General features: G+C 63.0%; 20 protein-coding genes. 3 read left to right on the top strand and 17 right to left on the bottom strand.

Annotation, left to right across the window (positions count from 1 at the left end):
• The first annotated feature begins 25 nt into the window (after positions 1-25).
• Together dnaQ and LOY26_RS18110 are read left to right on the top strand one after the other, a co-directional pair.
• The gene (gene dnaQ / locus LOY26_RS18115; protein ID WP_186657382.1) at positions 26-784 is read left to right on the top strand and encodes a DNA polymerase III subunit epsilon; all 759 of its coding nucleotides are present in this window, start codon (positions 26-28) and stop codon (positions 782-784) included.
• A gap of 185 nt (positions 785-969) precedes the next feature.
• Positions 970-3,219, top strand: coding sequence for an Orn/Lys/Arg decarboxylase N-terminal domain-containing protein (locus LOY26_RS18110; protein ID WP_033699201.1), 2,250 nt, complete (start codon positions 970-972; stop codon positions 3,217-3,219).
• Here LOY26_RS18110 and LOY26_RS18105 read toward each other — a convergent pair.
• Positions 3,203-3,421: a hypothetical protein gene (locus LOY26_RS18105; protein WP_033699199.1), complete on the bottom strand. Its 219-nt coding sequence runs from the start codon at positions 3,419-3,421 to the stop codon at positions 3,203-3,205. The genes LOY26_RS18110 and LOY26_RS18105 overlap by 17 nt on opposite strands.
• A gap of 156 nt (positions 3,422-3,577) precedes the next feature.
• On the opposite strand from LOY26_RS18105, the gene LOY26_RS18100 reads away from it, so the two are divergent.
• A complete protein-coding gene (locus LOY26_RS18100; RefSeq protein WP_033699197.1) occupies positions 3,578-4,135 on the top strand; it encodes an NADPH-dependent FMN reductase in 558 nt (185 codons plus the stop codon).
• A 37-nt stretch (positions 4,136-4,172) separates the two neighbouring features.
• Here LOY26_RS18100 and LOY26_RS18095 read toward each other — a convergent pair whose 3' ends face one another.
• From LOY26_RS18095 to LOY26_RS18020, 16 genes are all read right to left on the bottom strand, one after another.
• The gene (locus tag LOY26_RS18095) at positions 4,173-6,224 is read right to left on the bottom strand and encodes a TonB-dependent receptor domain-containing protein (RefSeq protein ID WP_258713961.1); all 2,052 of its coding nucleotides are present in this window, start codon (positions 6,222-6,224) and stop codon (positions 4,173-4,175) included.
• A 127-nt stretch (positions 6,225-6,351) separates the two neighbouring features.
• The gene (gene nuoN, locus LOY26_RS18090; protein WP_033699194.1) at positions 6,352-7,821 is read right to left on the bottom strand and encodes an NADH-quinone oxidoreductase subunit NuoN; all 1,470 of its coding nucleotides are present in this window, start codon (positions 7,819-7,821) and stop codon (positions 6,352-6,354) included.
• Between the two features lie 7 nt (positions 7,822-7,828).
• Entirely contained in the window at positions 7,829-9,361 is a 1,533-nt protein-coding gene (gene nuoM / locus LOY26_RS18085) for an NADH-quinone oxidoreductase subunit M (RefSeq protein WP_033699192.1), read from the bottom strand.
• 40 nt (positions 9,362-9,401) lie between these two features.
• Positions 9,402-11,255: an NADH-quinone oxidoreductase subunit L gene (gene nuoL, locus LOY26_RS18080; protein ID WP_258713960.1), complete on the bottom strand. Its 1,854-nt coding sequence runs from the start codon at positions 11,253-11,255 to the stop codon at positions 9,402-9,404.
• Complete coding sequence (gene nuoK, locus LOY26_RS18075; RefSeq protein WP_003251446.1) at positions 11,252-11,560, bottom strand: NADH-quinone oxidoreductase subunit NuoK; 309 nt, start codon at positions 11,558-11,560, stop codon at positions 11,252-11,254. The genes nuoL and nuoK overlap by 4 nt, the downstream gene beginning before the upstream one ends.
• A 3-nt stretch (positions 11,561-11,563) precedes the next feature.
• Positions 11,564-12,064, bottom strand: coding sequence for an NADH-quinone oxidoreductase subunit J (gene nuoJ / locus LOY26_RS18070; RefSeq protein WP_012313764.1), 501 nt, complete (start codon positions 12,062-12,064; stop codon positions 11,564-11,566).
• A 10-nt stretch (positions 12,065-12,074) separates the two neighbouring features.
• Positions 12,075-12,623 (bottom strand): NADH-quinone oxidoreductase subunit NuoI, encoded by a 549-nt coding sequence (gene nuoI, locus LOY26_RS18065; RefSeq protein ID WP_027592814.1) that lies wholly within the window; start codon positions 12,621-12,623, stop codon positions 12,075-12,077.
• Positions 12,624-12,634: 11 nt separating this feature from the next.
• Positions 12,635-13,642, bottom strand: a complete 1,008-nt coding sequence (gene nuoH, locus LOY26_RS18060) for an NADH-quinone oxidoreductase subunit NuoH (RefSeq protein WP_186657391.1) — start codon at positions 13,640-13,642, stop codon at positions 12,635-12,637.
• Positions 13,639-16,353 carry an NADH-quinone oxidoreductase subunit NuoG gene (nuoG, locus tag LOY26_RS18055; RefSeq protein WP_186657397.1) on the bottom strand — a complete coding sequence of 905 codons (2,715 nt, stop codon included), beginning with the start codon at positions 16,351-16,353 and terminating at the stop codon, positions 13,639-13,641. Before nuoG ends, nuoH begins: the two co-directional genes overlap by 4 nt.
• Positions 16,354-16,485: 132 nt before the next feature.
• A complete protein-coding gene (gene nuoF, locus LOY26_RS18050) occupies positions 16,486-17,865 on the bottom strand; it encodes an NADH-quinone oxidoreductase subunit NuoF (RefSeq protein ID WP_033699184.1) in 1,380 nt (459 codons plus the stop codon).
• Positions 17,862-18,359, bottom strand: a complete 498-nt coding sequence (nuoE, locus tag LOY26_RS18045) for an NADH-quinone oxidoreductase subunit NuoE (protein ID WP_027592810.1) — start codon at positions 18,357-18,359, stop codon at positions 17,862-17,864. Before nuoE ends, nuoF begins: the two co-directional genes overlap by 4 nt.
• A gap of 2 nt (positions 18,360-18,361) precedes the next feature.
• Entirely contained in the window at positions 18,362-20,143 is a 1,782-nt protein-coding gene (nuoC, locus tag LOY26_RS18040; RefSeq protein WP_033699182.1) for an NADH-quinone oxidoreductase subunit C/D, read from the bottom strand.
• 79 nt (positions 20,144-20,222) lie between these two features.
• On the bottom strand, positions 20,223-20,900 hold the full coding sequence (locus tag LOY26_RS18035) for an NADH-quinone oxidoreductase subunit B family protein (protein WP_012313769.1): 678 nt from the start codon (positions 20,898-20,900) through the stop codon (positions 20,223-20,225).
• A 10-nt stretch (positions 20,901-20,910) separates the two neighbouring features.
• Complete coding sequence (locus LOY26_RS18030; RefSeq protein ID WP_003251427.1) at positions 20,911-21,324, bottom strand: NADH-quinone oxidoreductase subunit A; 414 nt, start codon at positions 21,322-21,324, stop codon at positions 20,911-20,913.
• A 721-nt stretch (positions 21,325-22,045) separates the two neighbouring features.
• Positions 22,046-23,371, bottom strand: a complete 1,326-nt coding sequence (gene aceA / locus LOY26_RS18025; RefSeq protein ID WP_033699180.1) for an isocitrate lyase — start codon at positions 23,369-23,371, stop codon at positions 22,046-22,048.
• Between the two features lie 490 nt (positions 23,372-23,861).
• A complete protein-coding gene (locus LOY26_RS18020) occupies positions 23,862-24,596 on the bottom strand; it encodes a secretin N-terminal domain-containing protein (protein ID WP_033700171.1) in 735 nt (244 codons plus the stop codon).
• Positions 24,597-24,687: the final 91 nt, after the last annotated feature.

Here is a 24,687-nt window from a genome sequence, read left to right as displayed (position 1 = left end):
ACTGATGCAAGTTGGAGCCCCCCGCGTGGAGCAGCAGCAAGATAAACGCCTGGTCATTCTCGATACCGAAACCACCGGCATGCCGGTCAGCGAAGGCCATCGCATCATCGAGATCGGCTGTGTCGAGGTCATGGGCCGTCGCCTGACCGGGCGGCATTTCCACGTCTACCTGCAACCGGACCGCGAGAGTGACGAGGGCGCCATCGGCGTTCACGGCATCACCGACAGCTTCCTGATCGGCAAGCCGCGCTTCGCCGAGGTTGCGGATGAATTCTTCGAGTTCATCCAGGGCGCCACGCTGGTCATCCACAACGCGGCGTTCGACGTTGGCTTCATCAACAACGAGTTCGCCCTGCTGGGCCAGCACGACCGCGCCGACCTTGCGCAGCATTGCACCATCCTCGATACCCTGCTGCTGGCGCGTTCCCGTCACCCGGGGCAGCGCAACAGCCTCGACGCGTTGTGCAAACGCTACGACATCGACAACTCGGGCCGCGAGCTGCACGGCGCACTGCTCGACTCGGAACTGCTGGCCGACGTTTACCTGGCAATGACCGGCGGCCAGACCAGCCTGTCGCTAGCCGGGCAAGGTGCTGACGGCGACAGTGACGGGCAGGGCGGTGGCGGCAGCGAGATCCGCCGTATTACCGGCCGTGCACCTGGGCGGGTGATCATGGCCAGTGCCGAAGAGCTGGAGGCGCATGCCGAACGGCTGGCGGCGATCGCCAAATCGGCGGGGGCGCCGGCGATGTGGCAGGCGTTGAGCGAGGCACCTGCATCTTGACCATGCGCCCTTTGTAGGAGCGGCCTTGCCGGGGCGCCGGACCGGTCGGAAAGGGGCGCGTAGCGGCCCCGTCAATCTCTGCAGCGACATAGAACCTGGGGCCGCTACGCGACCCTTTCGCGACGCAAGGCCGCTCCTACAACTACCCTGAAAAGGACACCCCGTCCTGCAGAGGTAGCTGCCTGATGTACAAGGACCTCAAGTTCCCCATCCTCATCGTCCACCGTGCGATCAAGGCCGACAGTGTTGCCGGTGACCGCATCCGGGGTATCGCCGAGGAGTTGCGCCAGGACGGCTTTGCCATCCTGGCCGCAGCGGACCACGCCGAAGCGCGCCTGGTCGCGGCCACCCACCACGGCCTGGCCTGCATGCTGATCGCCGCCGAGGGCGTGGGCGAGAACACTCACCTGCTACAGAACATGGCCGAGCTGATTCGCCTGGCCCGTTTGCGCGCACCTGACCTGCCGATTTTTGCGTTGGGCGAACAGGTCACCCTGGAGAACGCCCCCGCCGAGGTCATGAGCGAGCTGAACCAGTTGCGCGGCATTCTCTATCTGTTCGAAGACACCGTGCCGTTTCTTGCGCGCCAGGTGGCACGCGCCGCCCACAGCTACCTTGACGGCCTGCTGCCGCCGTTTTTCAAAGCCTTGGTGCAACACACCGCGCAATCCAACTACTCCTGGCACACACCGGGGCACGGCGGCGGTGTGGCCTACCACAAGAGCCCGGTGGGCCAGGCCTTTCACCAGTTTTTTGGCGAAAACACCCTGCGTTCGGATTTGTCCGTTTCAGTGCCGGAGCTGGGTTCGCTGCTAGACCACACCGGCCCCTTGGCCCAGGCAGAGGCCAGGGCTGCACGCAACTTCGGTGCCGACCACACGTTTTTCGTGATCAACGGCACCTCCACTGCCAACAAGATCGTCTGGCACGCCATGGTCGGCCGTGATGACCTGGTGCTGGTGGACCGCAACTGCCACAAATCGGTGGTCCACGCGATCATCATGACCGGGGCCATTCCCATTTACCTGTGCCCCGAGCGCAACGAGCTGGGCATCATCGGCCCGATACCCCTCAGTGAGTTCAGCCCCGCATCGATCCAGGCGAAGGTCCAGGCCAACCCCCTGGCGCGTGATCGCGGGCAGCGGATCAAGCTGGCAGTGGTCACCAACTCCACCTACGACGGCCTGTGCTACCACGCCGGGATGATCAAGCAGACGCTGGGGGCGAGTGTCGAGGTGCTGCACTTTGACGAGGCCTGGTTCGCCTACGCGGCGTTTCACGAGTTCTTCGAGGGGCGCTATGCCATGGGCACGGCTTGCGCGGCTGACAGCCCACTGGTGTTCAGCACCCACTCCACGCACAAGCTGTTGGCGGCCTTCAGCCAGGCGTCGATGATCCATGTGCAGGAGGGTGCCAGCCGCCAGCTGGACCGTGACCGCTTCAACGAAGCGTTCATGATGCACATCTCGACGTCGCCGCAGTACAGCATCCTAGCGTCACTGGACGTGGCCTCGACCATGATGGAGGGGCCGGCCGGGCGCTCGCTGTTGCAGGAAATGTTCGACGAGGCGTTGAGCTTTCGCCGGGCGCTGGCCAACCTGCGCAAGCATATTGCCGCTGCCGACTGGTGGTTCAGCATCTGGCAACCGCCAGCGGCAGAGGGCATACAGCACCTTGCCGCGCAGGACTGGCAGCTTCAGCCGGGGGCTGAGTGGCATGGTTTTGGTGAAGTGGCGGGCAACTACGTGTTGCTCGACCCGCTGAAGGTGACCTTGGTCATGCCCGGCTTGAGCGCAGGGGGTGTGTTGGGCGAGCAGGGCATTCCGGCGGCGGTGGTCAGCAAGTTTCTATGGGAGCGCGGCCTGGTGGTGGAAAAAACCGGCCTGTACAGCTTCCTGGTGCTGTTCTCCATGGGCATCACCAAGGGCAAGTGGAGCACCTTGCTGACAGAGCTACTGGAGTTCAAACGCCACTATGACGGCAATACCCGGTTGAGCGCCTGCCTGCCGAGTGTGGTGGCAGCGGACACTTCACGTTATCAAGGCATGGGGTTGCGCGAGCTGTGTGACCAGCTTCACGAGTGCTACCGCGCCAATGCCACGGCCAAGCAGCTCAAACGGTTGTTCACAAGCTTGCCGGAGGTTGCCGTCAGCCCGGCACGGGCCTATGACCAGATGGTACGCGGCGAAGTGGAGGCGGTGCCGATCGAAGCGCTGCTCGGCCGTGTCGCAGCGGTGATGCTGGTGCCGTATCCGCCCGGCATTCCATTGATAATGCCGGGAGAGCGGTTCACCGAAGCGACCCGCTCGATACTCGACTACCTGGCGTTTGCCCGAGCTTTCAACGATGGCTTCCCGGGTTTCGTTGCCGACGTGCATGGCCTGCAGAACGAAAGCGGTCGCTACACCGTGGACTGCATCAAGGAATGCGAATGATCTCGACGCCGGTCTGTGCCAGCTCGAAACGGTTTTCGCCCAGGTGGTTGACGCGGTCGCCGATTGCCAGGCGGTAGGTGGTGATCGGTGCGCCCAGCGCGCTGCCGTCGACCTGGAGGGTGGACTCCTGGAACTCGTGGACGGGGTAGATGCGGCCTTCGGCGTCACGGGCGTGGAATTGGCCGACCATTACTGCTGCCATTTGGGTGAAAACCTCTGAATTACGTAGGAAATATCTGCAAACATAGACCGTACAAGATACCCGGAAGTTTTCCCCTCGTGGAAAAAAAACCAAAGCGGCGAGAAACGGTCATCTATAACTACAACGTCTCTTAGCCAGCAAAGGTTGGAAATCGCCATGAGCCAGGTGTATTCGGTAGCGGTCGTCGTCGGCAGCTTGCGCAAGGATTCCTACAACCGCAAGGTAGCCCGCGCACTTTCGGAGCTGGCGCCGTCCAGCCTTGCCTTGAAGATCGTCGAGATTGGCGACCTGCCCCTGTATAACGAGGACGTCGAGGCCAACGCACCTGAGCCCTGGCAGCGCTTTCGCGAGCAGATCCGCGGCAGTGATGCGGTGCTGTTCGTCACGCCGGAGTACAACCGTTCGGTGCCGGGTTGCTTGAAAAATGCCATCGACGTCGGCTCGCGGCCCTATGGTCAAAGCGCCTGGAGCGGCAAACCGGCTGCGGTGGTGAGTGTGTCGCCGGGGGCGATTGGCGGTTTTGGCGCCAACCATGCCGTGCGCCAGTCGCTGGTGTTTCTTGACATGCCCTGCATGCAGATGCCTGAGGCGTACCTCGGTGGCGCGGCCAACCTGTTCGAGGATTCGGGCAAGCTCAACGACAAGACCCGGCCGTTTCTGCAGGCCTTTATCGACAAGTTCGCCTCGTGGGTGAAGTTGAACAGGGCGGTTTGAGGGTGACGGCAATGGGCCGCACAGCGGCCCCGGCCGTTTATCGGAAGCTGTAGGACACCCCTGCATAGACCGCAAACCCTTCGCCCGGCGTCGACCGGGCGATGTCCTGCCCGCCATCGTTGTAACCCGGCGTCACTGTCGCGGCATAGCGTTTGTTGGTCAGGTTGCGAAGGTCCAGCCAGGTCTGCCAGTCCTGTTTCGGTGAGTCCCAACCCAGGCGTGCCCCCAGCAAGGCATAGGCATCGGCGTGGTAACTGTTGGCATAGTCGACCTGCACCTTGGAGGCCATCTGCGTATTGACCCCGGCATAGAACCCGCTCGGCCAGTCGTAGCGCAACTCGGCCTGGTAGTAATGCATGGGGATGCCAGGCAGGCGGTTGTCAGCGAAGGTGTCGTCGTCGCGGTAGTGGAAGTCACTGAAGGTGTAGGCCTGGCGCAGGCTCAGCTTGCCCCTGCCGGCTTGCTCCCACAAGGTGCTGTCCAGGCCCGCCTCGACACCTTGGTGTACGGTGGCGCTGGCATTGTATTCTTTGGCCGGCAGGCCCTGCACGATTTCCACGGCCAGCAGTTCGTGGCGCACTTGCGAGTAATACCACGCCAGGTCCCAGCGCCCCAGCGCAGAGTCGCCGCGTGCGCCCAGTTCAAGCGTGGTGGCTGTCTGGTTCTGCATTTCGACAGGTTGTGTCGCCGCCGTGGCGCTCCAGATCAGCGACCACGGGTGCGGTGGCTCGACGGACCGGCTCAGGTTGCCATAGACCTGCAGGTGCGGGTTGATGTCATAGCGCAGGCCCAGGCGCGGCGCGTAGTCCCAGTCGTGCTGGCTGACCTTGCCGCCGGTGGCAGGGTAGCTGACGTCACTTTCACGTCGGGTATAGATCATCGCCAGGCCCGTGGTCAGCCACAAATCAGGGATCAGTTCCAGATCGTTGCCGACATGCAGCACGGTATCCGAGCCCTGGTAGCTGAAGTCGCGGCTGCGTGCGCCGAAGTTGTCACCGCTGGTGCGGGCAAATTGCGAGGCACCGCTGTTGGGCAGGTGTTTGGTGGTTCGCCAGCCCACGGTGGTCTTGCTCTCGTGGCCCAGCAGGGTATCGCGGCGCAGGTAGTTCAGGGTGCCGCTGACATCGGTGTAGGCCACCTTGAGGCGCATTGGGCCTTCGCGCAGGTCCATCGGGAAGTCGTGATAGACCAGCCCGGCTTCTACCCGGGCATCGTCCTCAAGGTAGAAGGTGGTCTTGTTGGCCACCCAGGTGCTGCCCGGTTGCGGCCGGCTGTCGTCGCGGGCCAGGTACGCCGCGTTGGCGGCACGCGGGTCGTGCTTGATCTGGTCCTTGGTCAGGCGCCCGGCCAGGTCGTTCTCGGTTTCGCGATAACGCAGGTAAAAACGTGTTTCAAGGTTCGGGTTGAACCGGTAGCCGACATTGGCGGCGATACCCTTGGCGCTGCCACTGCTGTGCGCCTGATAGCCGTCGTATTCCGAGTCGGTCAGCGCCACGTAGTAATCGAGGTTGCCCAGCACCTGGCCAGAACTGATGTGCCGATGTTGGTAGCCGCGGCTACCAACCTCGTAGCGCACCTGCAGTGGCGCGGCATCGTAACCGGTGTGGGTGACATAGTTGACGGCACCCCCCAGGGCCAGGGCGCCCTGATCGAAACCGTTGGCCCCGCGCAATACCTCGGCGCGGCTCAGCCATAGCGGCTCGAACAGTTCATAGGGGGTGCCGCCGGGGCCGGTCAGCGGCAAGCCGTCGAACATCGTGTAGACCCCGGAGCCGTGCGCCCCCGGAGCGCGGTTGATGCCCGAACCACGGATCGACAGCTTGATGCCATCGTTGCCCGCCGACTGGGCGAACACCCCAGGCTGGTAGGCCAGCACATCTTGATTGCTGGCGACCCGGCCTTGCCCCACGCGGTTCATGTCCACCAGATTGCTGGCGCCAGGGATTTCCCGCAGGTGCTCGGCGGCAGCCTCCAGTTCGGTCTGTTGCTGATCTTCGATCAACACTTGGTCGAGTTCGACGCGGCCTGTGGCCTGGGTGGCGCTGGAGACCAACAGGGCCAGCAAGGAGAGGGGGAGGGTAGGGCGCATGGCAAGGGCTTCCAGATCGATAAGCGGGAGTCTGACGCTGCAAGTGTCAGACGAAGCACAGCTTTCGTTCTGTAGCCCTGAAAAAGAACAACCCCGCCGAGGCGGGGTTGTTCAGGATCGCCGGAGGTCAGCCGATCAGTTGCAGGCCCGCCTGCTGAACCATTTCCAGCAGCGGTTGCGGGTAGACACCGAGCACGAAGGCCAGGATCGCGATAGCCAGCAGCATCACGCCGCCAGTGCGCTGTTCCCACTTCAGCGGGGCGTCGTGGCGACGCAGGTTCGGCTCGACCAGGTACAGGGTGACCATGACGCGCAGGTAGTAGTAAACGCCGATGGCGCTACCGATCACCAGGGCGCCGACCAGCCACCACAGGTGCGACTCGACGCCGGTGGCGATGATGTAGAACTTGCCGATGAAGCCCGCAGTCAGTGGGATACCGGCCAGCGACAGCATCATCACGGTCAGTACCGCAGTCAGGTACGGGCGGCGCCAGAACAGGCCGCGGTACTCGTACAGGGCATCGGCGTCACGGCCGCCGTAAGGCGAGGACATCAGCGTGATGACGCCGAAGGCGCCAAGGCTGGTGATCACGTAGGTGACCAGGTACACGCCCATGGCCTCCAGGGCCAGGCCCTTGCTGGCGACCAGGGCGATGACCAGGTAGCCGAAGTGGGCGATGGACGAGTAACCGAGCAGGCGCTTGAGGTTGCTCTGGGTCAGTGCCAACAGGTTACCGACCAGGATCGAGGCAACCGCGATCACCGCCAGTACGGTGCTCAGCACGCCGCTGCTGGCAGCAGGGGAGAGCATGAACAGGCGCACGACCACGGCGAACACCGCCACCTTGCTCGCGGTGGCCAGGAACGCGGCGACCGGCGCCGGGGCGCCTTCGTACACGTCCGGGGTCCACAGGTGGAAGGGGACCAGCGACAGCTTGAAGGCCAGGCCGACCAGCATCATGCCCAGGCCCAGTTGCGCAACCAGGCTTGGCATGTTGGTGGCTGCCAGGGCTTTGCCGATCTGGTCGAAGCTCAGGCTGCCTGCATCGGCGTACAGCAGTGCCATGCCGAACAGCAGGAAGGCCGAACCTGCGGCCGACAGCACCATGTACTTGATGCCGGCTTCCAGCGAGCGCTTGTTGAAGAAGGCGTACGCCACCAGGCCGTAGACCGGTACCGACAGCAGCTCCAGGCCGATGAACAGGCCGGCCAGGTGGTTGGCGCTGACCAGCACCAGGCCACCGAGGGCCGACATCAGCAGCAGCAGGTACAGTTCTTCGCGGTTGCCCGGGAAGCCCTTGGAGCCTTCGCCAAGGTAGGCGTGGGCGAGGGTGACGCAGGCCAGCGTAGCCACCAGGATGATCGCCATGTACAGGCAGGCGAACTTGTCGATGGTGATCAGCGAGGTGACCGCCAGCGGTGCAACCTTGAGGGCCGGCAGAATCGACAGCAAGGCCAGGTTAAGGCCGACGGTGGACAGCAGGAAGGTCTGCGAGTGGTTGCGCTTCCAGGCGATCGCCAGCATCACCACCACCGTGGTGATGGTGGTGATCAGCATCGGCGCCAATGCGATGAAGTGTTGAGTGGTGAATTCCATAGCGCTCTTACCGGGCCGAAGCGAGTTGAGTGAAAGCGGAGCCAAGCCACTGCTGCACACCGCTCATGGTGGCGGCAGAAGTGTCGAGGAACGGCTGCGGGTACACACCAAGCACGATCAGCAGCACCGCCAGGCCCAGCACCATGATCAGCTCGCGGCCGTCCATGCCGGCCAGCACGGTGTCGCTCTTGCTTGGGCCGAAGTAGGCACGGTGGATCATGATCAGCGAGTAGACCGAGCCGAAGACCAGGCCGGTGGTGGCGATCACGGTGATCCATGGCACGCTGGCGAAGCTGCCGATCAGGATCAGGAACTCGCCGACGAAGTTGCCGGTGCCTGGTAGGCCCAGCGATGCGGCGGCGAAGAACAGGCTGATTGCAGGCAGGTAGGCGATGCGGTGCCACAGGCCACCCATTTGACGCATGTCACGGGTGTGCAGGCGCTCGTACAGCTGGCCGGACAGAATGAACAGTGCGGCGGCCGACAGGCCGTGGGCCAGCATCTGGATCACCGCGCCTTGCAGGGCTTGCTGGCTGCCGGAGTAGATACCGATCAGCACGAAGCCCATGTGCGAGACGCTGGAGAAGGCGATCAAGCGCTTGATGTCGGTTTGCGCGAAGGCCAGGAAGGCACCGTAGAAGATACCGATCAGGCCCAGGGTCATGGCGATCGGCGCAAACTCTGCCGAAGCGTTCGGGAACAGCGGCAGGGCGAAGCGCAGCAGGCCGTAGGCCGCAGTCTTCAACAAGATACCCGCCAGGTCCACGGAACCTGCGGTTGGCGCCTGGGCGTGCGCATCAGGCAGCCAGGAGTGGAACGGCACCACTGGCAGCTTGACCGCGAAGGCGATGAAGAAGCCCAGCATCAGCACGTATTCGACGCCAGGCGGCAGCTCGGCCTTGAGCAGGTCGCTGTAGTTGAAGGTGAGCACGCCGGTGGTGTTGTAGTTGACCAGCACCAAGCCAAGGATCGCGACCAGCATGATCAGGCCGCTGGCCTGGGTGAAGATGAAGAACTTGGTTGCGGCGTAGATCCGGGTCTTCTTGCCGTCCGCCGAGCTGTGACCCCAGAGCGCGATGAGGAAATACATCGGCACCAGCATCATTTCCCAGAAGAAGAAGAACAGGAACAGGTCCAGGGCCAGGAATACACCGACCACGCCGCCGAGGATCCACATCAGGTTGAGGTGGAAGAAGCCGACGTGGCGCTGGATCTCTTTCCAGGAGCACAGTACCGACAGCACACCGAGCAGGCCGGTGAGCAGGATCATCAGCAGCGACAGGCCGTCGAGGGCCAGGTGGATGCTGATGCCGAAGCGCTTGATCCACTCGACTTTGTATTCGAGTGCCCAGGCAGGTTCGGCACCCGGCGCAGGCGCCAGGGTGTAGTCGCCGGTGCCCCACAGGTACAGGCCGATTCCGAGCAACAGGGACATGGTCAGCAGCGCGATCCAGCGCGGCAGGGTGGCGCCGAAGCGCTCACCCAGCCAGCACAGGAAGCCGCCGATGAAGGGGATCAGGATCAGCCAAGGCAAAATCATGACGGGTTGGTTTCCTTTGGCAAAGTCGCAAGATTCATAGTCATACCGCAGCCACTACCACAGCACCGAGCACCAGCACGGCGCCGACGGCGATCGAGGCGGTGTACCAGCGCAGCTGGCCAGTCTCGGTCTTGCTCATAGCGACGTGGCCGCCACGCGCCATCCGAGGGATCAGGCCGATGCTGCGGTCTACCGGGTCCTTGCGCAGGATGTGGCAGATCAGCAGGTAAGGTTTGACGAAGAGCTTGTCGTAGATCCAGTCGAAGCCCCAGGCGGCGAACCACCAGGCCGACAGGACACGGCCGATGCCGCTGTTGGCGATCGCGCTGACGAAGCGGCGCTTGCCCAGGAACAGCAGGGCTGACAGCAGGATACCGGCGATGGCGATGGCGCCCGAAGCGATCTCCAGCGAGTGCTTGGCGTCACCACCGGCGTGGCCGGCGCTTTCAGGCAGCACGCCTGCCAGCGGTGGGGTGATCCAGGCGCCGACGAAGGTCGACAGCACGATCAGCACGCCCAGCGGCAGCCAGTGGCTGATGCCGTGGCCGGCGTGGGCTTCGGTCTTGGCTTCGCCGTGGAAGGCGATGAAGATCAGGCGGAAGGTGTACAGCGAGGTCATGAACGCACCGATCAGGCCGGCGTACAGCAGGCCGGTATTGCCGCTGGCGAAGGCTTCCCAGAGGATCTCGTCCTTGGAGTAGAAACCCACCGTCACGATCGGCAGGGCCGCCAGGGCGGCGCCACCGACCACGAAGCTGGCGTAGGCCAGCGGCAGCTTCTTCCACAGGCCGCCCATCTTGAAGATGTTCTGCTCGTGGTGGCAGGCAACGATCACCGCACCGGACGCAAGGAACAGCAGGGCCTTGAAGAAGGCGTGGGTCATCAGGTGGAAGATCGCCGCGTCCCAGGCACCCACGCCCAGCGCCAGGAACATGTAGCCGATCTGGCTCATGGTCGAGTAGGCGAGGATACGCTTGATGTCGGTCTGTACCAGCGCGGCGAAGCCGGCCAGCACCAGGGTCACACCACCGACCACACCCACCAGGTGCAGGATGTCCGGGGCCAGCAGGAACAGGCCGTTGGTACGGGCGATCAGGTACACGCCCGCAGTCACCATGGTTGCCGCGTGGATCAGTGCCGAAACCGGGGTAGGGCCTGCCATCGCGTCGGCCAGCCAGGTCTGCAAGGGCAACTGGGCCGATTTACCGACCGCGCCACCCAACAGCATCAGGGTCGCCAGCACCATCCAGGTGTCGCCCGCCTGGAACTTCTGCGGTGCCAGTACCAGCAGTTCCTGCACGTTCAAGGTACCCAGCTGGGCGAACAGGATGAACAGGCCGATGGCCATGAACACGTCGCCGATACGGGTGACGATGAAGGCCTTGAGTGCCGCGTTACCGTTGTTGCGGTTGCTGTAGTAGAAACCGATCAACAGGTACGAGCACAGGCCCACGCCTTCCCAGCCGAAGTAGATGAACAGCAGGTTATCGCCCAGGATCAGGAACAGCATGCTGGCGATGAACAGGTTGGTGTACGAGAAGAAGCGCGAGTAACCGGCTTCGCCACGCATGTACCAGGACGCGAACAGGTGGATCAGGAAGCCCACGCCAGTGACCACGCCGAGCATGGTGACCGACAGGCCGTCCAGGTGCAGGGTGAAGGTCGGTGCGAAGCCGTCCACCGACATCCACTGCCACAGCAGCTGGCTGTACGCGCCGCCTTCAGGCGGTGCCACGTTGAATTGCCAGATGACGTAGGCGGCCGTCGCGGCCGAGAGGCCGACCGAGCCGACGCCGATCAGGGCGGACAGGTTCTCCGAGAACCGCCCGCGCGAGAACGACAGCAGCAGGAAGCCGATCAGGGGGAAGACGAAAGTCAGGAAGAGAAGGTTCATCCGCGCATCTCACTGGCAGCATCGATGTCGAGAGTGTGGAAGCGGCGATACAGCTGCAGCAGGATGGCCAGGCCAATGCTGGCCTCGGCGGCTGCCAGGCTGATCACCAGAATGAACATCACCTGGCCGTCGGGCTGGACCCAACGGGCACCGGCGACGACGAACGCCAGGGCAGAGGCGTTCATCATGACTTCCAGGCTCATGAGCACGAAGAGGATGTTGCGGCGGACCATCAGGCCAACCAGACCTAAGCAGAACAGGATGCCGGCGACCGCCAGACCATGCTCGAGAGGGATAGCACCCATGATTTACTCCTTCGCCTCGTTGCGGCCCAGGTGGAAGGCGGTGACGGCTGCGGCGAGCAGCAGCATCGAAGCCAGTTCGACCACCAGCAGGTACGGGCCGAACAGGCTGATGCCCACTTCTTTCGGGCCCACGGTGGTACCGCTGATGCCGGCACCGCTCGGGGTGACGAACAGCACGTACAGCAGCTCAAGCAGCAGCAGGGTGCCCAGTATCACCGGCCCCGCCCATATGCCGGGCTTGAGCCAGCCGCGTTCCTGGGCGACTGAGGCCGGCCCCAGGTTGAGCATCATCACCACGAACACGAACAGCACCATGATGGCGCCAGCGTAGGCGATCACTTCCAGGGCGCCGGCAAACGGCGCACCGAGGGCGAAGAAGATCATTGCCACGGAAATCAGCGAAATGATCAGGTAGAGCAGGGCGTGCACGGGGTTGGTGCCGGTTACCACCCGAAGGGTGGAGACCACGGCGATCCCGGATGCGAAGTAGAAAGCGAATTCCATCTTTCTGTCCTTATGGGAGCAAGCTCTTCACGTTGATCGGCTCGGCCTCGTTCTGCGCAGAGCCCTTCGGCTTGCCAGCGATCGCCATACCCGCAACACGGTAGAAGTTGTAGTCAGGGTTCTTGCCGGGGCCGGAGATCAGCAGATCTTCTTTCTCGTACACCAGGTCCTGACGCTTGAACTCGGCCATTTCGAAATCCGGAGTCAGCTGGATCGCGGTGGTCGGGCACGCTTCCTCGCACAGGCCGCAGAAGATGCAACGCGAGAAGTTGATGCGGAAGAACTCAGGGTACCAACGGCCGTCCTCGGTCTCGGCCTTCTGCAGCGAGATGCAGCCGACCGGGCAGGCCACCGCGCAGAGGTTGCACGCCACGCAGCGCTCCTCGCCGTCGGGGTCGCGGGTGAGGACGATGCGGCCGCGATAGCGCGGCGGCAGGTACACAGCTTCTTCGGGGTACTGCAGGGTGTCGCGCTTGCGGAACCCGTGGGAGAACACCATTGCCAGGCTGCGCAGCTGAGTGCCGGTGCCTTTAACGATGTCGCCGATATATTTGAACATGGGTCAAATCCTCACTGGGCCGCGACGGCTGGCGTGTTGTAAAGCACGATCGCAGCGGTCACCAGCAAATTGATCAGGGTCAGCGGCAGGCAGAACTTCCAGCTGAAGTCCATCACCTGGTCATAGCGTGGGCGCGGGATCGAGGCGCGCAGCAGGATGAACAGCATGATGAAGAACGCGGTTTTCAGCGCGAACCACAGGAACGGCACCTGCGGCAGGATACCGAACGGGCCGTGCCAGCCGCCGAAGAACAGGGTCACCAGCAGCGCCGAGATGAGGATGATGCCGATGTACTCACCGACGAAGAACATGCCCCATTTCATGCCGGCATACTCGATGTGGTAGCCGTCGGCCAGTTCCTGTTCCGCTTCTGGCTGGTCGAACGGGTGACGGTGAGTCACGGCGACGCCAGCGATGAAGAAGGTGCAGAAGCCGAAGAACTGCGGAATGATGAACCACAGGTTCTGGGCCTGGTATTCAACGATGTCGCGCATGTTGAACGAACCCACCTGCACCACCACGCCCATCAGCGCCAGGCCCAGGAACACCTCGTACGAAACGGTCTGTGCCGACGCCCGCAGGCTGCCCAGCAAGGCGTACTTGTTGTTCGACGACCAACCGGCGAACAGTACGGCGTATACCGACAGGCCAGCCATGGCGAAGAAGAACAGCAGGCCGATGTTCAGGTCGGCAACGACCCAGCCCGGTGTGATCGGGATGATCGAGAAGCCGATCAGCAGCGCGCTCATGGCCACGACCGGCGCCAGGGTGAAAATCATCTTGTCGACGAAGGGCGGGTTCCAGTCTTCCTTGAAGAACATCTTCAGCATGTCGGCGGCGATCTGGAACATGCCGAACGGGCCGACACGGTTAGGACCGTAGCGATCCTGCCACCAGCCCAGCAGGCGGCGCTCGACGAAGCTGAGCAGGGCGCCGCAGACCACGACGGCCAGCAGCACCACGATAGCCTTGACGACCTGGATGATCACATCGATCACTTCGGGGGTGAACCAGCTCATTGTGCTGCCTCCTGCAGGCCTTCTACGGGTGCACCGAAGATGGCAGGCGGAATGCCGGCCAGGCCTTTCGGCAGCGCGACCAGGCCTGCGCCCAGCTCTTCATTGATACGCAGCGGCAGGCGCAGGGCCACGCCAGCCACGTTCAGGCTCAGCAGCGCTCCTTCGTTGACACCCAGGCGGTCGGCTTCGGACTTGGCCAGGCCGACATAGGCGGCTGGAATACGCGTTTGCACCGGGGCGGCGCGCGAGGAGCTTTCTTCGCTGCCGAACAGGTGGAAGAACGGTACTGCAGTCCAGGTGCCACGGGCCGGGTTGAAGGCGCCCGGGATGGCGTTGAACCAGTTCAGGCGATCGCCTTGCGATTCGATCAGGCGCACGCCCGGGTCACCGGCACGCAGGTGGCCGCCAACCTCGTCCTGGAACTTGTTCCAGGCTTGCGGCGAGTTCCAGCCCGGCGACCAGGCGAACGGCACTTGCTGGCGCGGTTCGGCGGAGCCCGAGTAGCCTTCCATCGAGAAGGCGAACGCGGTGTCCTTGTCTTGCGGGGTGCGTGGCTCGTGCACGCTGATGTTGGCGCGCATGGCGGTACGGCCGGAGTAGCGCAGCGGCTCACGGGCAAGCTTCATGCCCTTGATGCGGAAGGCGGCGCTTGGCGCAGCGTTGACGATGCCAGCCAGTTGCGGGGCGGCTTCGGCGCAGGCGCTGGTGACGTGGTCCAGCTGGGTCCAGTCGACCGGCTTGTTCAGCAGGGTGGCACGCAGGGCGTGCATCCAGCGCCAGCCTTCGTGGACCAGGATGCTGCTGTCCAGGTACTGCGGGTCGAACACCTGGAAGAAGCGCTGGGCACGGCCTTCCTGGCTGACCAGGGTACCGTCGCCTTCGGCGAACGAGGCCGCTGGCAGCACCAGGTGCGCACGCTCCAGGGTCGCGGTGTGGGAGTGATCGGCGACGATCACCACCTTGGCTGCGGCCAGTGCGGCATCGACCTTGGCGGCCGCTACGCGGGTGTACAGGTCGTTTTCCACGATCACGATGGCGTCGGCCTTGCCGCTGATGACCGCATCCAGCGCGGCATCGACGGACTCACCGCCAAGCATGGCCAGGCCGAGGCTGTTGGCCTCAGGCACAACCAGGCTCAGCGAACCGTTCTTGTCGCGCAGCTTCAGGGCCTTGGCGATGTTGGCGGCGGCTTCGATCAGGGCAGGGTCGGCCAGCGAAGTACCGGCAACCACCAGCGGGCGCTTGGCCGCGACCAGGGCGTCGGCGATGCGCTGGGCCAGGGCCTTGGCTTCGTCGTCCAAGCCAGCAACGGCCGGGGCGCTCGGGTCGATGGCGTGGGCCACGGCGAAACCGATGCGGGCCAAGTCGGCCGGGGCTGCGTGCACGCATTCTTCGGCAACGTCGTCCAGCTTGGTTTCAGCCAGGGACGCGATGAACAGCGGGTACAGCGCGTGCTGGCCGATGTTTTTCACCGCAGCGTCCAGCCAAGGCTGCACTTTCATCGCCTCGGCCATGGCTTCGGCCTTGCCTTTGGTGGCCTGGCGTACGGCCAGGGCAACGCGGGCGGCGGTCTGGGTCAGGTCTTCACCGAGCACGAACACTGCGTCGTGGTCTTCGATGTCGCGCAGGGTCGGCACGGGCAGCGGGCTGTTGTTCAGCACGTTCAGGGCCAGGCGCACGCGGGCCAGTTCGCCTGCTTCCATGCCGGAGTAGAAGTACTCGGCACCGACCAGCTCGCGCAGGCCGTAGTTGCTTTCGAGGCTGGCGCGTGGCGAGCCGATGCCGACGATGGTGCGGCCGCGCAGCAGGTCGGCGGCCTTGTCCAGGGCGGCGTCCAGGCTCAGCTTGGTGCCATCGGCCAGGCGTGGCTGGCGTGGGCGGTCGGTGCGGTTGACGTAGCCATAGCCGAAGCGGCCACGGTCGCACAAGAAGTACTGGTTGACCGAGCCGTTGAAGCGGTTCTCGATGCGACGCAGTTCACCGTAGCGCTCGCCCGGGCTGATGTTGCAGCCGCTGGAGCAACCGTGGCAGATGCTTGGGGCAAACTGCATGTCCCACTTGCGGTTGTAGCGCTCGGAGTGGGTCTTGTCGGTGAATACACCGGTCGGGCAGACCTCGGTCAGGTTGCCGGAGAACTCGCTCTCCAGCACGCCGTCTTCAACGCGGCCGAAGTACACGTTGTCGTGGGCGCCGTAGACACCCAGGTCGGTGCCGCCTGCGTAGTCCTTGTAGTAACGCACGCAGCGGTAGCAGGCGATGCAGCGGTTCATCTCGTGGGCGATGAACGGGCCGAGGTCCTGGTTCTGGTGGGTACGCTTGGTGAAACGGTAACGGCGCTCGTTGTGGCCGGTCATTACCGTCATGTCCTGCAGGTGGCAGTGACCGCCTTCCTCGCACACGGGGCAGTCGTGCGGGTGGTTGGTCATCAGCCACTCGACGACGCTGGCGCGAAACGCCTTGGACTCGTCATCTTCGATGGAGATCCAGGTGCCGTCGGAGGCAGGGGTCATGCAGGACATGACGATACGACCACGGGTGTCGTTCTCGTCGGTGTACTGCTTGACCGCACATTGCCGGCAGGCGCCAACGCTACCAAGCGCCGGGTGCCAGCAGAAATAAGGGATGTCGAGGCCGAGCGACAGACACGCCTGTAACAGGTTGTCTGCACCGTTGACTTCGAGCGCTTTGCCGTCTACGTGGATAGTGGCCATTGTTCAAAGTTCTTCGTTGGCCCGCGTGAGCGGGCGTGGCTAATGGAAATCTGTATGCCTGCGGCCCGCCTCGAATCGTTCGGGCCGGCCTGCAGGCTGGCGGGTGGCACGGACCACCCGCAGCTCATCTTGTTATGCGCCGACCACGATCGGCCCGCTCGGCACTGGCTTGGCCAGGTTCGGGCGCAGGGTGTCGGCAGCACTGGCTGGGGCGACACCGGCCTCGAATTCGGAGCGGAAGTATTTGATGGCACTGCCCAAGGGCTCGACGGCACCCGGTGCGTGAGCACAGAAGGTGCGGCCTGGGCCGAGGAAGTTGACCAGACCCAGCAGGGTCTCGATGTCTTCAGCGCGGCCCTGGCCGTTTTCCAGCGCGCGCAGCATCTTCACGCTCCACGGCAGGCCGTCACGGCAAGGGGTGCACCAGCCGCACGATTCGCGGGCGAAGAACTCTTCCATGTTGCGCAGCAGCGAGACCATGTTGACGCTGTCGTCGACCGCCATGGCCAGGCCCGTACCCATACGGGTGCCGACCTTGGCGATGCCGCCGGCGTACATCTGGGCGTCGAGGTGCTCGGGCAGCAGGAAGCCGGTACCGGCGCCGCCTGGCTGCCAGCACTTGAGCTTGAAGCCGTCGCGCATGCCACCGGCGTAGTCTTCGAACAGCTCGCGGGCGGTGACGCCGAACGGCAGTTCCCACAGGCCCGGGTTCTTCACCTTGCCGGAGAAGCCCATCAGCTTGGTGCCGTGGTCCTCGCTGCCTTCGCGAGCCAGCGACTTGTACCAGTCGTTGCCGTTGGCGACGATGGCCGGGACGTTGCACAGGGTCTCGACGTTGTTCACGCAGGTCGGCTTGCCCCACACGCCAACGGCGGCAGGGAAGGGCGGCTTGGAGCGTGGGTTGGCGCGGCGGCCTTCGAGCGAGTTGATCAGTGCGGTTTCTTCACCGCAGATGTAGCGACCGGCGCCGGTGTGCACGAACAGCTCGAAGTCGAAGCCCGAACCGAGGATGTTCTTGCCCAGCAGGCCTGCGGCCTTGGCTTCGTCGATGGCGCGGTTGAGGTTCTTCGCTGCGGTGGTGTATTCGCCACGCAGGAAGATGTAGCCGCGGTAGGCCTTCAGGGCGCGGGCGCTGATCAGCATGCCCTCGACCAGCAGATGGGGCTGTTGCTCCATCAGCATGCGGTCCTTCCAGGTGTTCGGCTCCATTTCATCCGCGTTGCACAGCAGGTAGCGGATGTTCATGGATTCGTCTTTGGGCATCAGGCCCCACTTCACACCAGTGGGGAAGCCCGCACCGCCACGGCCCTTGAGGCCGGAGTCTTTGACCGCTTGGACGATGTCGTCCTGCGACATCTGCGCCAGTGCCTTGCGGGCAGCGGCGTAGCCGTTCTTGGATTCGTACTCGGCAAGCCATACCGGCTCGCCGTCGTCACGCAGGCGCCAGGTCAGTGGGTGGGTTTCGGCCGAACGCGCGATGCGGTTGGCCGGGCCGAAGGAAGTAATGGTCATACGTAACCCTCCAGCAGTTTGGAAACGCCAGTCGGCTGCACGTCGCCAAAGGTGTCGTCGTCGATCATCAGTGCCGGGGCCTTGTCGCAGTTGCCCAGGCAGCACACTGGCAGCAGGGTGAAACGCCCGTCTGCGGTGGTCTGGCCGAGGCCGATGCCCAGTTCGCTCTGAATCTGGCTGACCACGGACTCGTGGCCACCGATGTAGCAGACCATGCTGTCGCACACGCGGATGATGTGGCGGCCGACCGGCTGGCGGAAGATCTGGCTGTAGAAGGTGGCCACGCCTTCGACGTCACTGGCAGGGATGCCCAGCACTTCGCCGATCGCGTGAATGGCGCCGTCCGGCACCCAGCCACGTTCCTTCTGGACGATCTTCAAGGCTTCGATGGACGCCGCGCGCGGGTCCTCGTAGTGATGCATCTCGTGCTCGATGGCCGAGCGCTCGGTTTCGCTGAGGGCGAAACGGTCTGTCTGGATAAGCGTGCTGTTCATGCTTAGCGGTCCACGTCAGCCATAACGAAGTCGATACTGCCCAGGTACGCAATGAGGTCGGCGACCATGCTGCCTTTGATCACCGAAGGGATCTGCTGCAGGTGCGGGTAGCTCGGGGTACGGATCCGGGTGCGGTAGCTCATGGTGCCGCCATCGCTCGTCAGGTAGTAACTGTTGATGCCCTTGGTCGCTTCGATCATCTGGAACGACTCGTTGGCCGGCATGACCGGGCCCCACGAGACTTGCAGGAAGTGCGTGATCAAGGTTTCGATGTGCTGCAGGGTGCGCTCTTTCGGCGGCGGCGTGGTCAGCGGGTGATCCGCCTTGTACGGGCCTTCCGGCATGTTGCGCAGGCACTGGTCGATGATGCGGATACTCTGGCGCATCTCTTCGACACGGACCATGCAGCGATCGTAGGCATCGCCGTTGTGGGCCAGCGGCACTTCGAACTCGAAGTTCTCGTAGCCGGAGTAAGGGCGCGCTTTACGCAGGTCGAAGTCGCAACCGGTGGAACGCAGGCCGGCACCGGTAGTGCCCCATTCCAGAGCTTCCTTGGTGTTGTACGCGGCAACGCCGACGGTACGGCCCTTGAGGATACTGTTCTGCAGGGCAGCCTTGGTGTACTCGTCGAGGCGCTTTGGCAGCCAATCGACGAAGTCCTTGACCAGCTTGTCCCAGCCGCGCGGCAGGTCGTGGGCGACGCCACCGATGCGGTACCAGGCCGGGTGCAGGCGGAAACCGGTGATCGCTTCGATCACGGTGTAGGCGCGCTGGCGGTCGGTGAAGGTGAAGAACACCGGGGTCATGGCGCCGACGTCCTGGATGTAGGTACCCAGGAACAGCAGGTGGCTGGTGATGCGGAAGAACTCGGCGAGCATGATGCGAATCACGTCGACCTTCTGCGGCACCTTGATGCCGGCCAGCTTTTCCACCGCCAGGACATACGGCAGGTTGTTCATCACCCCGCCGAGGTAGTCGATACGGTCGGTGTAGGGGATGAAGCTGTGCCAGGACTGGCGCTCGGCCATCTTTTCGGCACCACGGTGGTGGTAACCGATGTCCGGCACGCAGTCGACGATCTCTTCACCGTCCAGCTGCAGGACGATACGGAACGCACCGTGGGCAGACGGGTGGTTGGGGCCCAGGTTGAGGAACATGTAGTCCTCGTTGGCGCCCTGACGCTTCATGCCCCAGGCTTCCGGGTTGAAGCGTGCCGATTCCTCTTCAAGCTGCTGCTTGGCCAGGGTCAGGCTGTAGGGGTCGAACTCGGTGGCACGGGCTGGGTAGTCCTTGCGCAGCGGGTGACCTTCCCAGGTGGGCGGCATCATGATGCGGCTCAGGTGTGGGTGGCCGGCAAAGTCGATGCCGAACATGTCCCAGACTTCGCGCTCGTACCAGTTGGCGTTTGGCCAGATGCCGGTCACGGTCGGCAGGTTCAGGTCGCCTTCGCTGAGCGACACCTTGATCATCACGTCGCTGTTACGTTCGACCGACAGCAGGTGGTAGAACACGCTGAAATCGGCGGCGGGCAGGCCACGGCGCTGTGTGCGCAGGCGCTCGTCGACACCGTGCAGGTCGTACAACATGCTGTAGGGCTTGGCTACGCCGCGCAGGAAGCTGAGCACCTCTTTGAGCTGCGCACGCTTGACCCACAGCACGGGCATGCCGGTGCGAGTCTCCTGGGCGACGAATGCTTCGGCGCCAAAACGGTTGTTCAGTTCGACGACCACATCCTGGTCGTCAGCCTTGTAGGGCGGAATGAAAATAGCGTTGTCCGCTGTCATGGTCTCGGTCGCTTTGGGTCAACGTTAAGAATGAAGCCAGGCCGCCGGCTCCTTGGGGAGCGGGCGGCAGGTCGCTGGATCAGACTTCGTCGGGGCTGCGCAGGTTGGTTACTGCAATGCGCTGCTCACGACGCAGGTCTTTCTGGGCTGGCATCTCGGCACGGTAAATACCTTGATCACCAACAACCCAGGAAAGCGGGCGTCGTTCTTGGCCGATCGACTCCTGCAGCAGCATCAAGCCTTGCAGGAAAGCCTCAGGGCGTGGCGGGCAGCCAGGCACATAGACATCCACGGGGAGGAACTTGTCGACCCCCTGAACGACCGAGTAGATGTCGTACATGCCACCGGAGTTGGCACACGAACCCATGGAGATGACCCACTTCGGCTCGAGCATCTGCTCGTACAGGCGCTGAATGATCGGCGCCATCTTGATGAAGCAGGTACCGGCGATGACCATGAAGTCGGCCTGACGCGGCGAGGCCCGGATGACTTCGGCGCCGAAGCGGGCGATGTCGTGGGGCGCCGTGAAGGCCGTGGTCATTTCCACGTAGCAGCAGGACAGGCCGAAGTTGTACGGCCACAGGGAGTTCTTGCGACCCCAGTTGACCGCGCCACGCAGCACATCTTCGAGTTTCCCCATGTAGATGTTCTTGTGGACCTGGTCCTCTAGCAGCTGATCGGTGACGGTTTCCCGTTCACCGACCGGGTACTGCTCGTTGGGCGCATCCGGATCGATTCTGGTGAGATTGTATTGCATTGCCAAAGCCTCATTGTTTCAGCTTCGCTTGCCGCTTGCGGCGACCTTCGGGAGCCCAATCAAGTGCCCCGACGCGCCAAAGGTAGACAAGACCTGCCAACAGAATTGCTATGAAAACGAGCGCTTCGACGAACCCGGTCCAGCCGCTTTCGCGGACGGACACAGACCATGCAAAGAGAAAGAGGGCTTCGATATCGAAGATCACGAACAGCATCGCGACCAGATAGAATTTGGCGGACAGGCGCAGGCGGGCGCTGCCGACGGGCAGCATGCCGGATTCGAAGGGTTCGTTCTTGGCGCGGCCCCAGGCCTTGCTACCGAGCAGGCTGGACAGGCCGAGCATGAAGGCACACAGGCCGACGACACCCAAAAGGAAGATGGCAAAGCCCCAGTTGTGGGCGATGAGTCCTGCCGAATCGGACATGCTAGAGATCCTTATACAGAGACCCAGCTCTGCAGTCTGAAATAAGTAGAGCGGCGACTTGGTGTCGCACATGCAGTGACCAAATGTCGCAGCTGAATCAATCGCGCTGATTTTATGGGTAAACCCGGTGCAAGTAAAATTTCTGTGGCAAATTTATTCGTAGGATTAAGAACAAAACTCTTTCGTAACTGGCTGAAAGCCTTGAAATTCGGGCATTGCGTGCGCTTTTGTTAATTATGTTTCTTGCGCGGCGTAACGAATTCGTAAGTTCGTAATGATAATTAATCGCATTAAATTTGATGCGTTGAAATTCTCCTTTAGTGAGCCTTGCAAGTTCATCGGGCTGCAGCGCTACTTGCAAATGAGAAAAACTCTCGTTCTAGCAGCTTCCAAGCCCTCGCGCACCGCTCTGGGTCAATACTTTATCGGTTGAGCCATTGTGGGCTGACGAAGTGATTGAGAGGGCATGGGGGGGGCGGGTGGCGGCTGCTACTGGGCTGCCCCAAGCATAGTCCGGATTCTGCGTTTTGCTTTTACCTGCCTTGGCGAGGGGGTGGGGTTGGCAGGTGCTTGGCGTGAGGGGGGGGGTGGCTATGAGATCGAGCGCCGCCCGCGCGGCGCTCGATCTCATAGGCGCTGAAAATATCGTGGCAAGCCCTTCTACAATAAAAAGCCCGGGGTCCTCACGAACCCCGGGCCTCGCTTCACCAGCCCACTGCTATCAGTGGAACTGCTCTTCCTCGGTCGAACCAGTCAGTGCAGTCACCGACGAAGCCCCACCCTGAATCACGGTGGTCATGTCATCGAAGTAGCCAGTGCCCACTTCCTGCTGGTGCGCCACGAAGGTGTAGCCCTTGCTGGCATCGGCGAATTCCTGCTCCTGCAGCTTCACGTAGGCGGTCATGTCGTTGCGGGCGTAGTCGTGCGCCAGGTTGAACATGCCGTGCCACATGTTGTGGATGCCGGCCAGGGTGATGAACTGGTGCTTGTAGCCCATGGCCGACAGCTCGCGCTGGAACTTGGCAATGGTGGCGTCGTCCAGGTTCTTCTTCCAGTTGAAGGAAGGCGAGCAGTTGTACGACAGGATCTGGTCCGGGTACTCCTTCTTGATCGCTTCGGCGAAGCGGCGGGCTTCGTCCAGGTCTGGCTTGGCGGTTTCGCACCAGATCAGGTCGGCGTACGGAGCGTAGGCCAAGCCGCGGGAGATCGCCTGGTCGAGGCCGGCGCGCACCTTGTAGAAGCCTTCACGGGTACGCTCGCCGATCACGAACGGTTGGTCGTACGGGTCGCAGTCGCTGGTCAGCAGGTCGGCGGCGTTGGCGTCGGTGCGGGCCAGAATGATGGTCGGCACGCCCGAGACGTCAGCTGCCAGGCGCGCGGCAACCAGCTTCTGTACGGCTTCCTGGGTCGGTACCAGTACCTTGCCACCCATGTGGCCACATTTTTTAACCGAGGCCAGCTGGTCTTCGAAGTGCACGCCGGCGGCGCCCGCTTCAATCATGTTCTTCATCAGCTCGTAGGCGTTCAGCACGCCGCCGAAACCGGCTTCGGCGTCAGCCACGATGGGCGCAAAGTAGTCGATGTAACCGTCGTCGCCTGGGTTCTTGCCGGCTTTCCACTGGATCTGGTCAGCGCGGCGGAACGAGTTGTTGATGCGCTTGACCACGGTCGGTACCGAGTCGACCGGGTACAGCGACTGGTCGGGGTACATGGACTCGGCCGAGTTGTTGTCGGCGGCAACCTGCCAGCCAGACAGATAGATGGCCTGGATGCCGGCCTTGACCTGCTGCACTGCCTGGCCGCCGGTCAGGGCGCCCATGCAGTTGACGAAATCTTTTTCTGGGCGGAAGGACGGGTGGGCACCTTGGGTGACCAGCTTCCACAGTTTTTCTGCGCCCTGGCGAGCCAGGGTGTGCTCCGGCTGCAGGGAGCCACGCAGGCGAACGACATCAGCGGCGGTGTAGGTACGGGTCACGCCTTTCCAGCGCGGGTTCTCGGCCCAGTCTTTCTCGAGGGCTGCAATTTGCTGTTCGCGTGTCAGTGCCATGGAAATAAACCTCGTCGCATCGATCTTGGGGTAATTGTGCTGATGCTCGGGTGCAGATCAGAGGCCTGACGGCTGTCCTGTCCGGGGGAGTGCGGCGGCGAACGCGAAGGCTCGAAGGGGAAGGAGGGGCAGGCCAGGCGAAGGTGTGCCCTGCAGGTCGGCTCGTGGTTGCCTTGCTGCGGTGCGACGCGATTGCCAGAACTGCGGTGATGCGCTTCCGTCCCTCGGGACAACTTCTTCGTTGCAGTCGCAATCCCGTCGAACCGCCTTGTGGGCCGTATAGACACGAGGCGCCTCCAGGGGTGGGAGGAGCACGCCTCGAAGGCCCTTGCCAGGGCCCCTGATTAGCGGGAGCGAGGCCATCATGCCCTTGGGAAAAAGTGCCTGTCAAATGTTTTGTAGTGACTTTTTTAAGTTACTACATCTTTGGTCTAATACGACTCGGCAGTCAGTTTCAAGGCCTTTGGTCGAGGCCTTGAATTGCCTGGGATCAGTCCAGAAGGTCGACTTTTACCCGTAAAGTCATGTTTTCGCCGCGCTGTGTGCTGTAGGTGTGGCTGGATGCGCTTCGATCGGCTTGGCTCTGCTGATTGAACCCCGCCAGGGTGATCCACTCGCCGAGCTTGCCGGTGACGGTCGTGTCGGTGCTTTGCACTTTCACTACATCGGCACGTTCCTGGCTGATACGGTCATTATTGGTGCTTATTTGCAGACGAACCGTCTCGCCGCTCAAGCTTGGGGTGACGTAGAAACCTTGGGTCACATTGCGGTATTCGGTGTTGCTCTGGATGCGCCCGTAACCGTCGGTGCTGGTACTGGTCACCGGTATGCTCTGGCCCACCTGGATCAGCGCCGCCTGGCCTTCGCTGGCCTGCACCTGTTGCAGGCCGCCTTCACGGTTGCTGGTGCCGTAGCGGATGACATGGGCGTTGCCGCGGTTGTCCTGGAAGTTGCTGTCGTTGTTGTCGACGCTGATCAGCAGGCGCTTGGGCGCGGTGTCGAGCTGTTGCAGCAGGCTGCGCAGGTCGTCGATGCGCTCGGGGCTGGCATTGACGATCAGCTTGTTCTCGAAGGCGCTGACGGTGCCGTCCTTGCCGATGAACGATTGCGCGGCGGGCAGCAACTCGGCACTGCTGCGGTACTGCAGCGGCATGACTTCGGTGGCGGCTTGAGCGCTCAGGCTCGCCGCCAGCAGCAGCGAGGCGAAAAAGGGGCGTAGCGGCATGTCCATGATCTCCGCAGGGGGAATCAACATGATGGCAAATTTGCTCAGGTTGTGCAGGCTGCACATCAACGACTGACATCGGGCTGCGGCT

Source organism: Pseudomonas sp. B21-047, from assembly GCF_024748775.1.
GTDB lineage: Bacteria > Pseudomonadota > Gammaproteobacteria > Pseudomonadales > Pseudomonadaceae > Aquipseudomonas > Aquipseudomonas capeferrum.
The sequence above is the reverse complement of the archived record's forward strand: the minus strand, read 5'-3'. Positions and strand labels throughout refer to the sequence as shown.

Coding starts and splice junctions, on each gene's coding strand:
- LOY26_RS18110 (WP_033699201.1), top strand. CDS start 970: ATGTACAAGGACCTCAAGTTCCCCATCCTCATCGTCCACCGTGCGATC.
- LOY26_RS18105 (WP_033699199.1), bottom strand. CDS start 3,421: ATGGCAGCAGTAATGGTCGGCCAATTCCACGCCCGTGACGCCGAAGGC.
- LOY26_RS18100 (WP_033699197.1), top strand. CDS start 3,578: ATGAGCCAGGTGTATTCGGTAGCGGTCGTCGTCGGCAGCTTGCGCAAG.
- LOY26_RS18095 (WP_258713961.1), bottom strand. CDS start 6,224: ATGCGCCCTACCCTCCCCCTCTCCTTGCTGGCCCTGTTGGTCTCCAGC.
- nuoN (WP_033699194.1), bottom strand. CDS start 7,821: ATGGAATTCACCACTCAACACTTCATCGCATTGGCGCCGATGCTGATC.
- nuoM (WP_033699192.1), bottom strand. CDS start 9,361: ATGATTTTGCCTTGGCTGATCCTGATCCCCTTCATCGGCGGCTTCCTG.
- nuoL (WP_258713960.1), bottom strand. CDS start 11,255: ATGAACCTTCTCTTCCTGACTTTCGTCTTCCCCCTGATCGGCTTCCTG.
- nuoK (WP_003251446.1), bottom strand. CDS start 11,560: ATGGGTGCTATCCCTCTCGAGCATGGTCTGGCGGTCGCCGGCATCCTG.
- nuoJ (WP_012313764.1), bottom strand. CDS start 12,064: ATGGAATTCGCTTTCTACTTCGCATCCGGGATCGCCGTGGTCTCCACC.
- nuoI (WP_027592814.1), bottom strand. CDS start 12,623: ATGTTCAAATATATCGGCGACATCGTTAAAGGCACCGGCACTCAGCTG.
- nuoH (WP_186657391.1), bottom strand. CDS start 13,642: ATGAGCTGGTTCACCCCCGAAGTGATCGATGTGATCATCCAGGTCGTC.
- nuoG (WP_186657397.1), bottom strand. CDS start 16,353: ATGGCCACTATCCACGTAGACGGCAAAGCGCTCGAAGTCAACGGTGCA.
- nuoF (WP_033699184.1), bottom strand. CDS start 17,865: ATGACCATTACTTCCTTCGGCCCGGCCAACCGCATCGCGCGTTCGGCC.
- nuoE (WP_027592810.1), bottom strand. CDS start 18,359: ATGAACAGCACGCTTATCCAGACAGACCGTTTCGCCCTCAGCGAAACC.
- nuoC (WP_033699182.1), bottom strand. CDS start 20,143: ATGACAGCGGACAACGCTATTTTCATTCCGCCCTACAAGGCTGACGAC.
- LOY26_RS18035 (WP_012313769.1), bottom strand. CDS start 20,900: ATGCAATACAATCTCACCAGAATCGATCCGGATGCGCCCAACGAGCAG.
- LOY26_RS18030 (WP_003251427.1), bottom strand. CDS start 21,324: ATGTCCGATTCGGCAGGACTCATCGCCCACAACTGGGGCTTTGCCATC.
- aceA (WP_033699180.1), bottom strand. CDS start 23,371: ATGGCACTGACACGCGAACAGCAAATTGCAGCCCTCGAGAAAGACTGG.
- LOY26_RS18020 (WP_033700171.1), bottom strand. CDS start 24,596: ATGCCGCTACGCCCCTTTTTCGCCTCGCTGCTGCTGGCGGCGAGCCTG.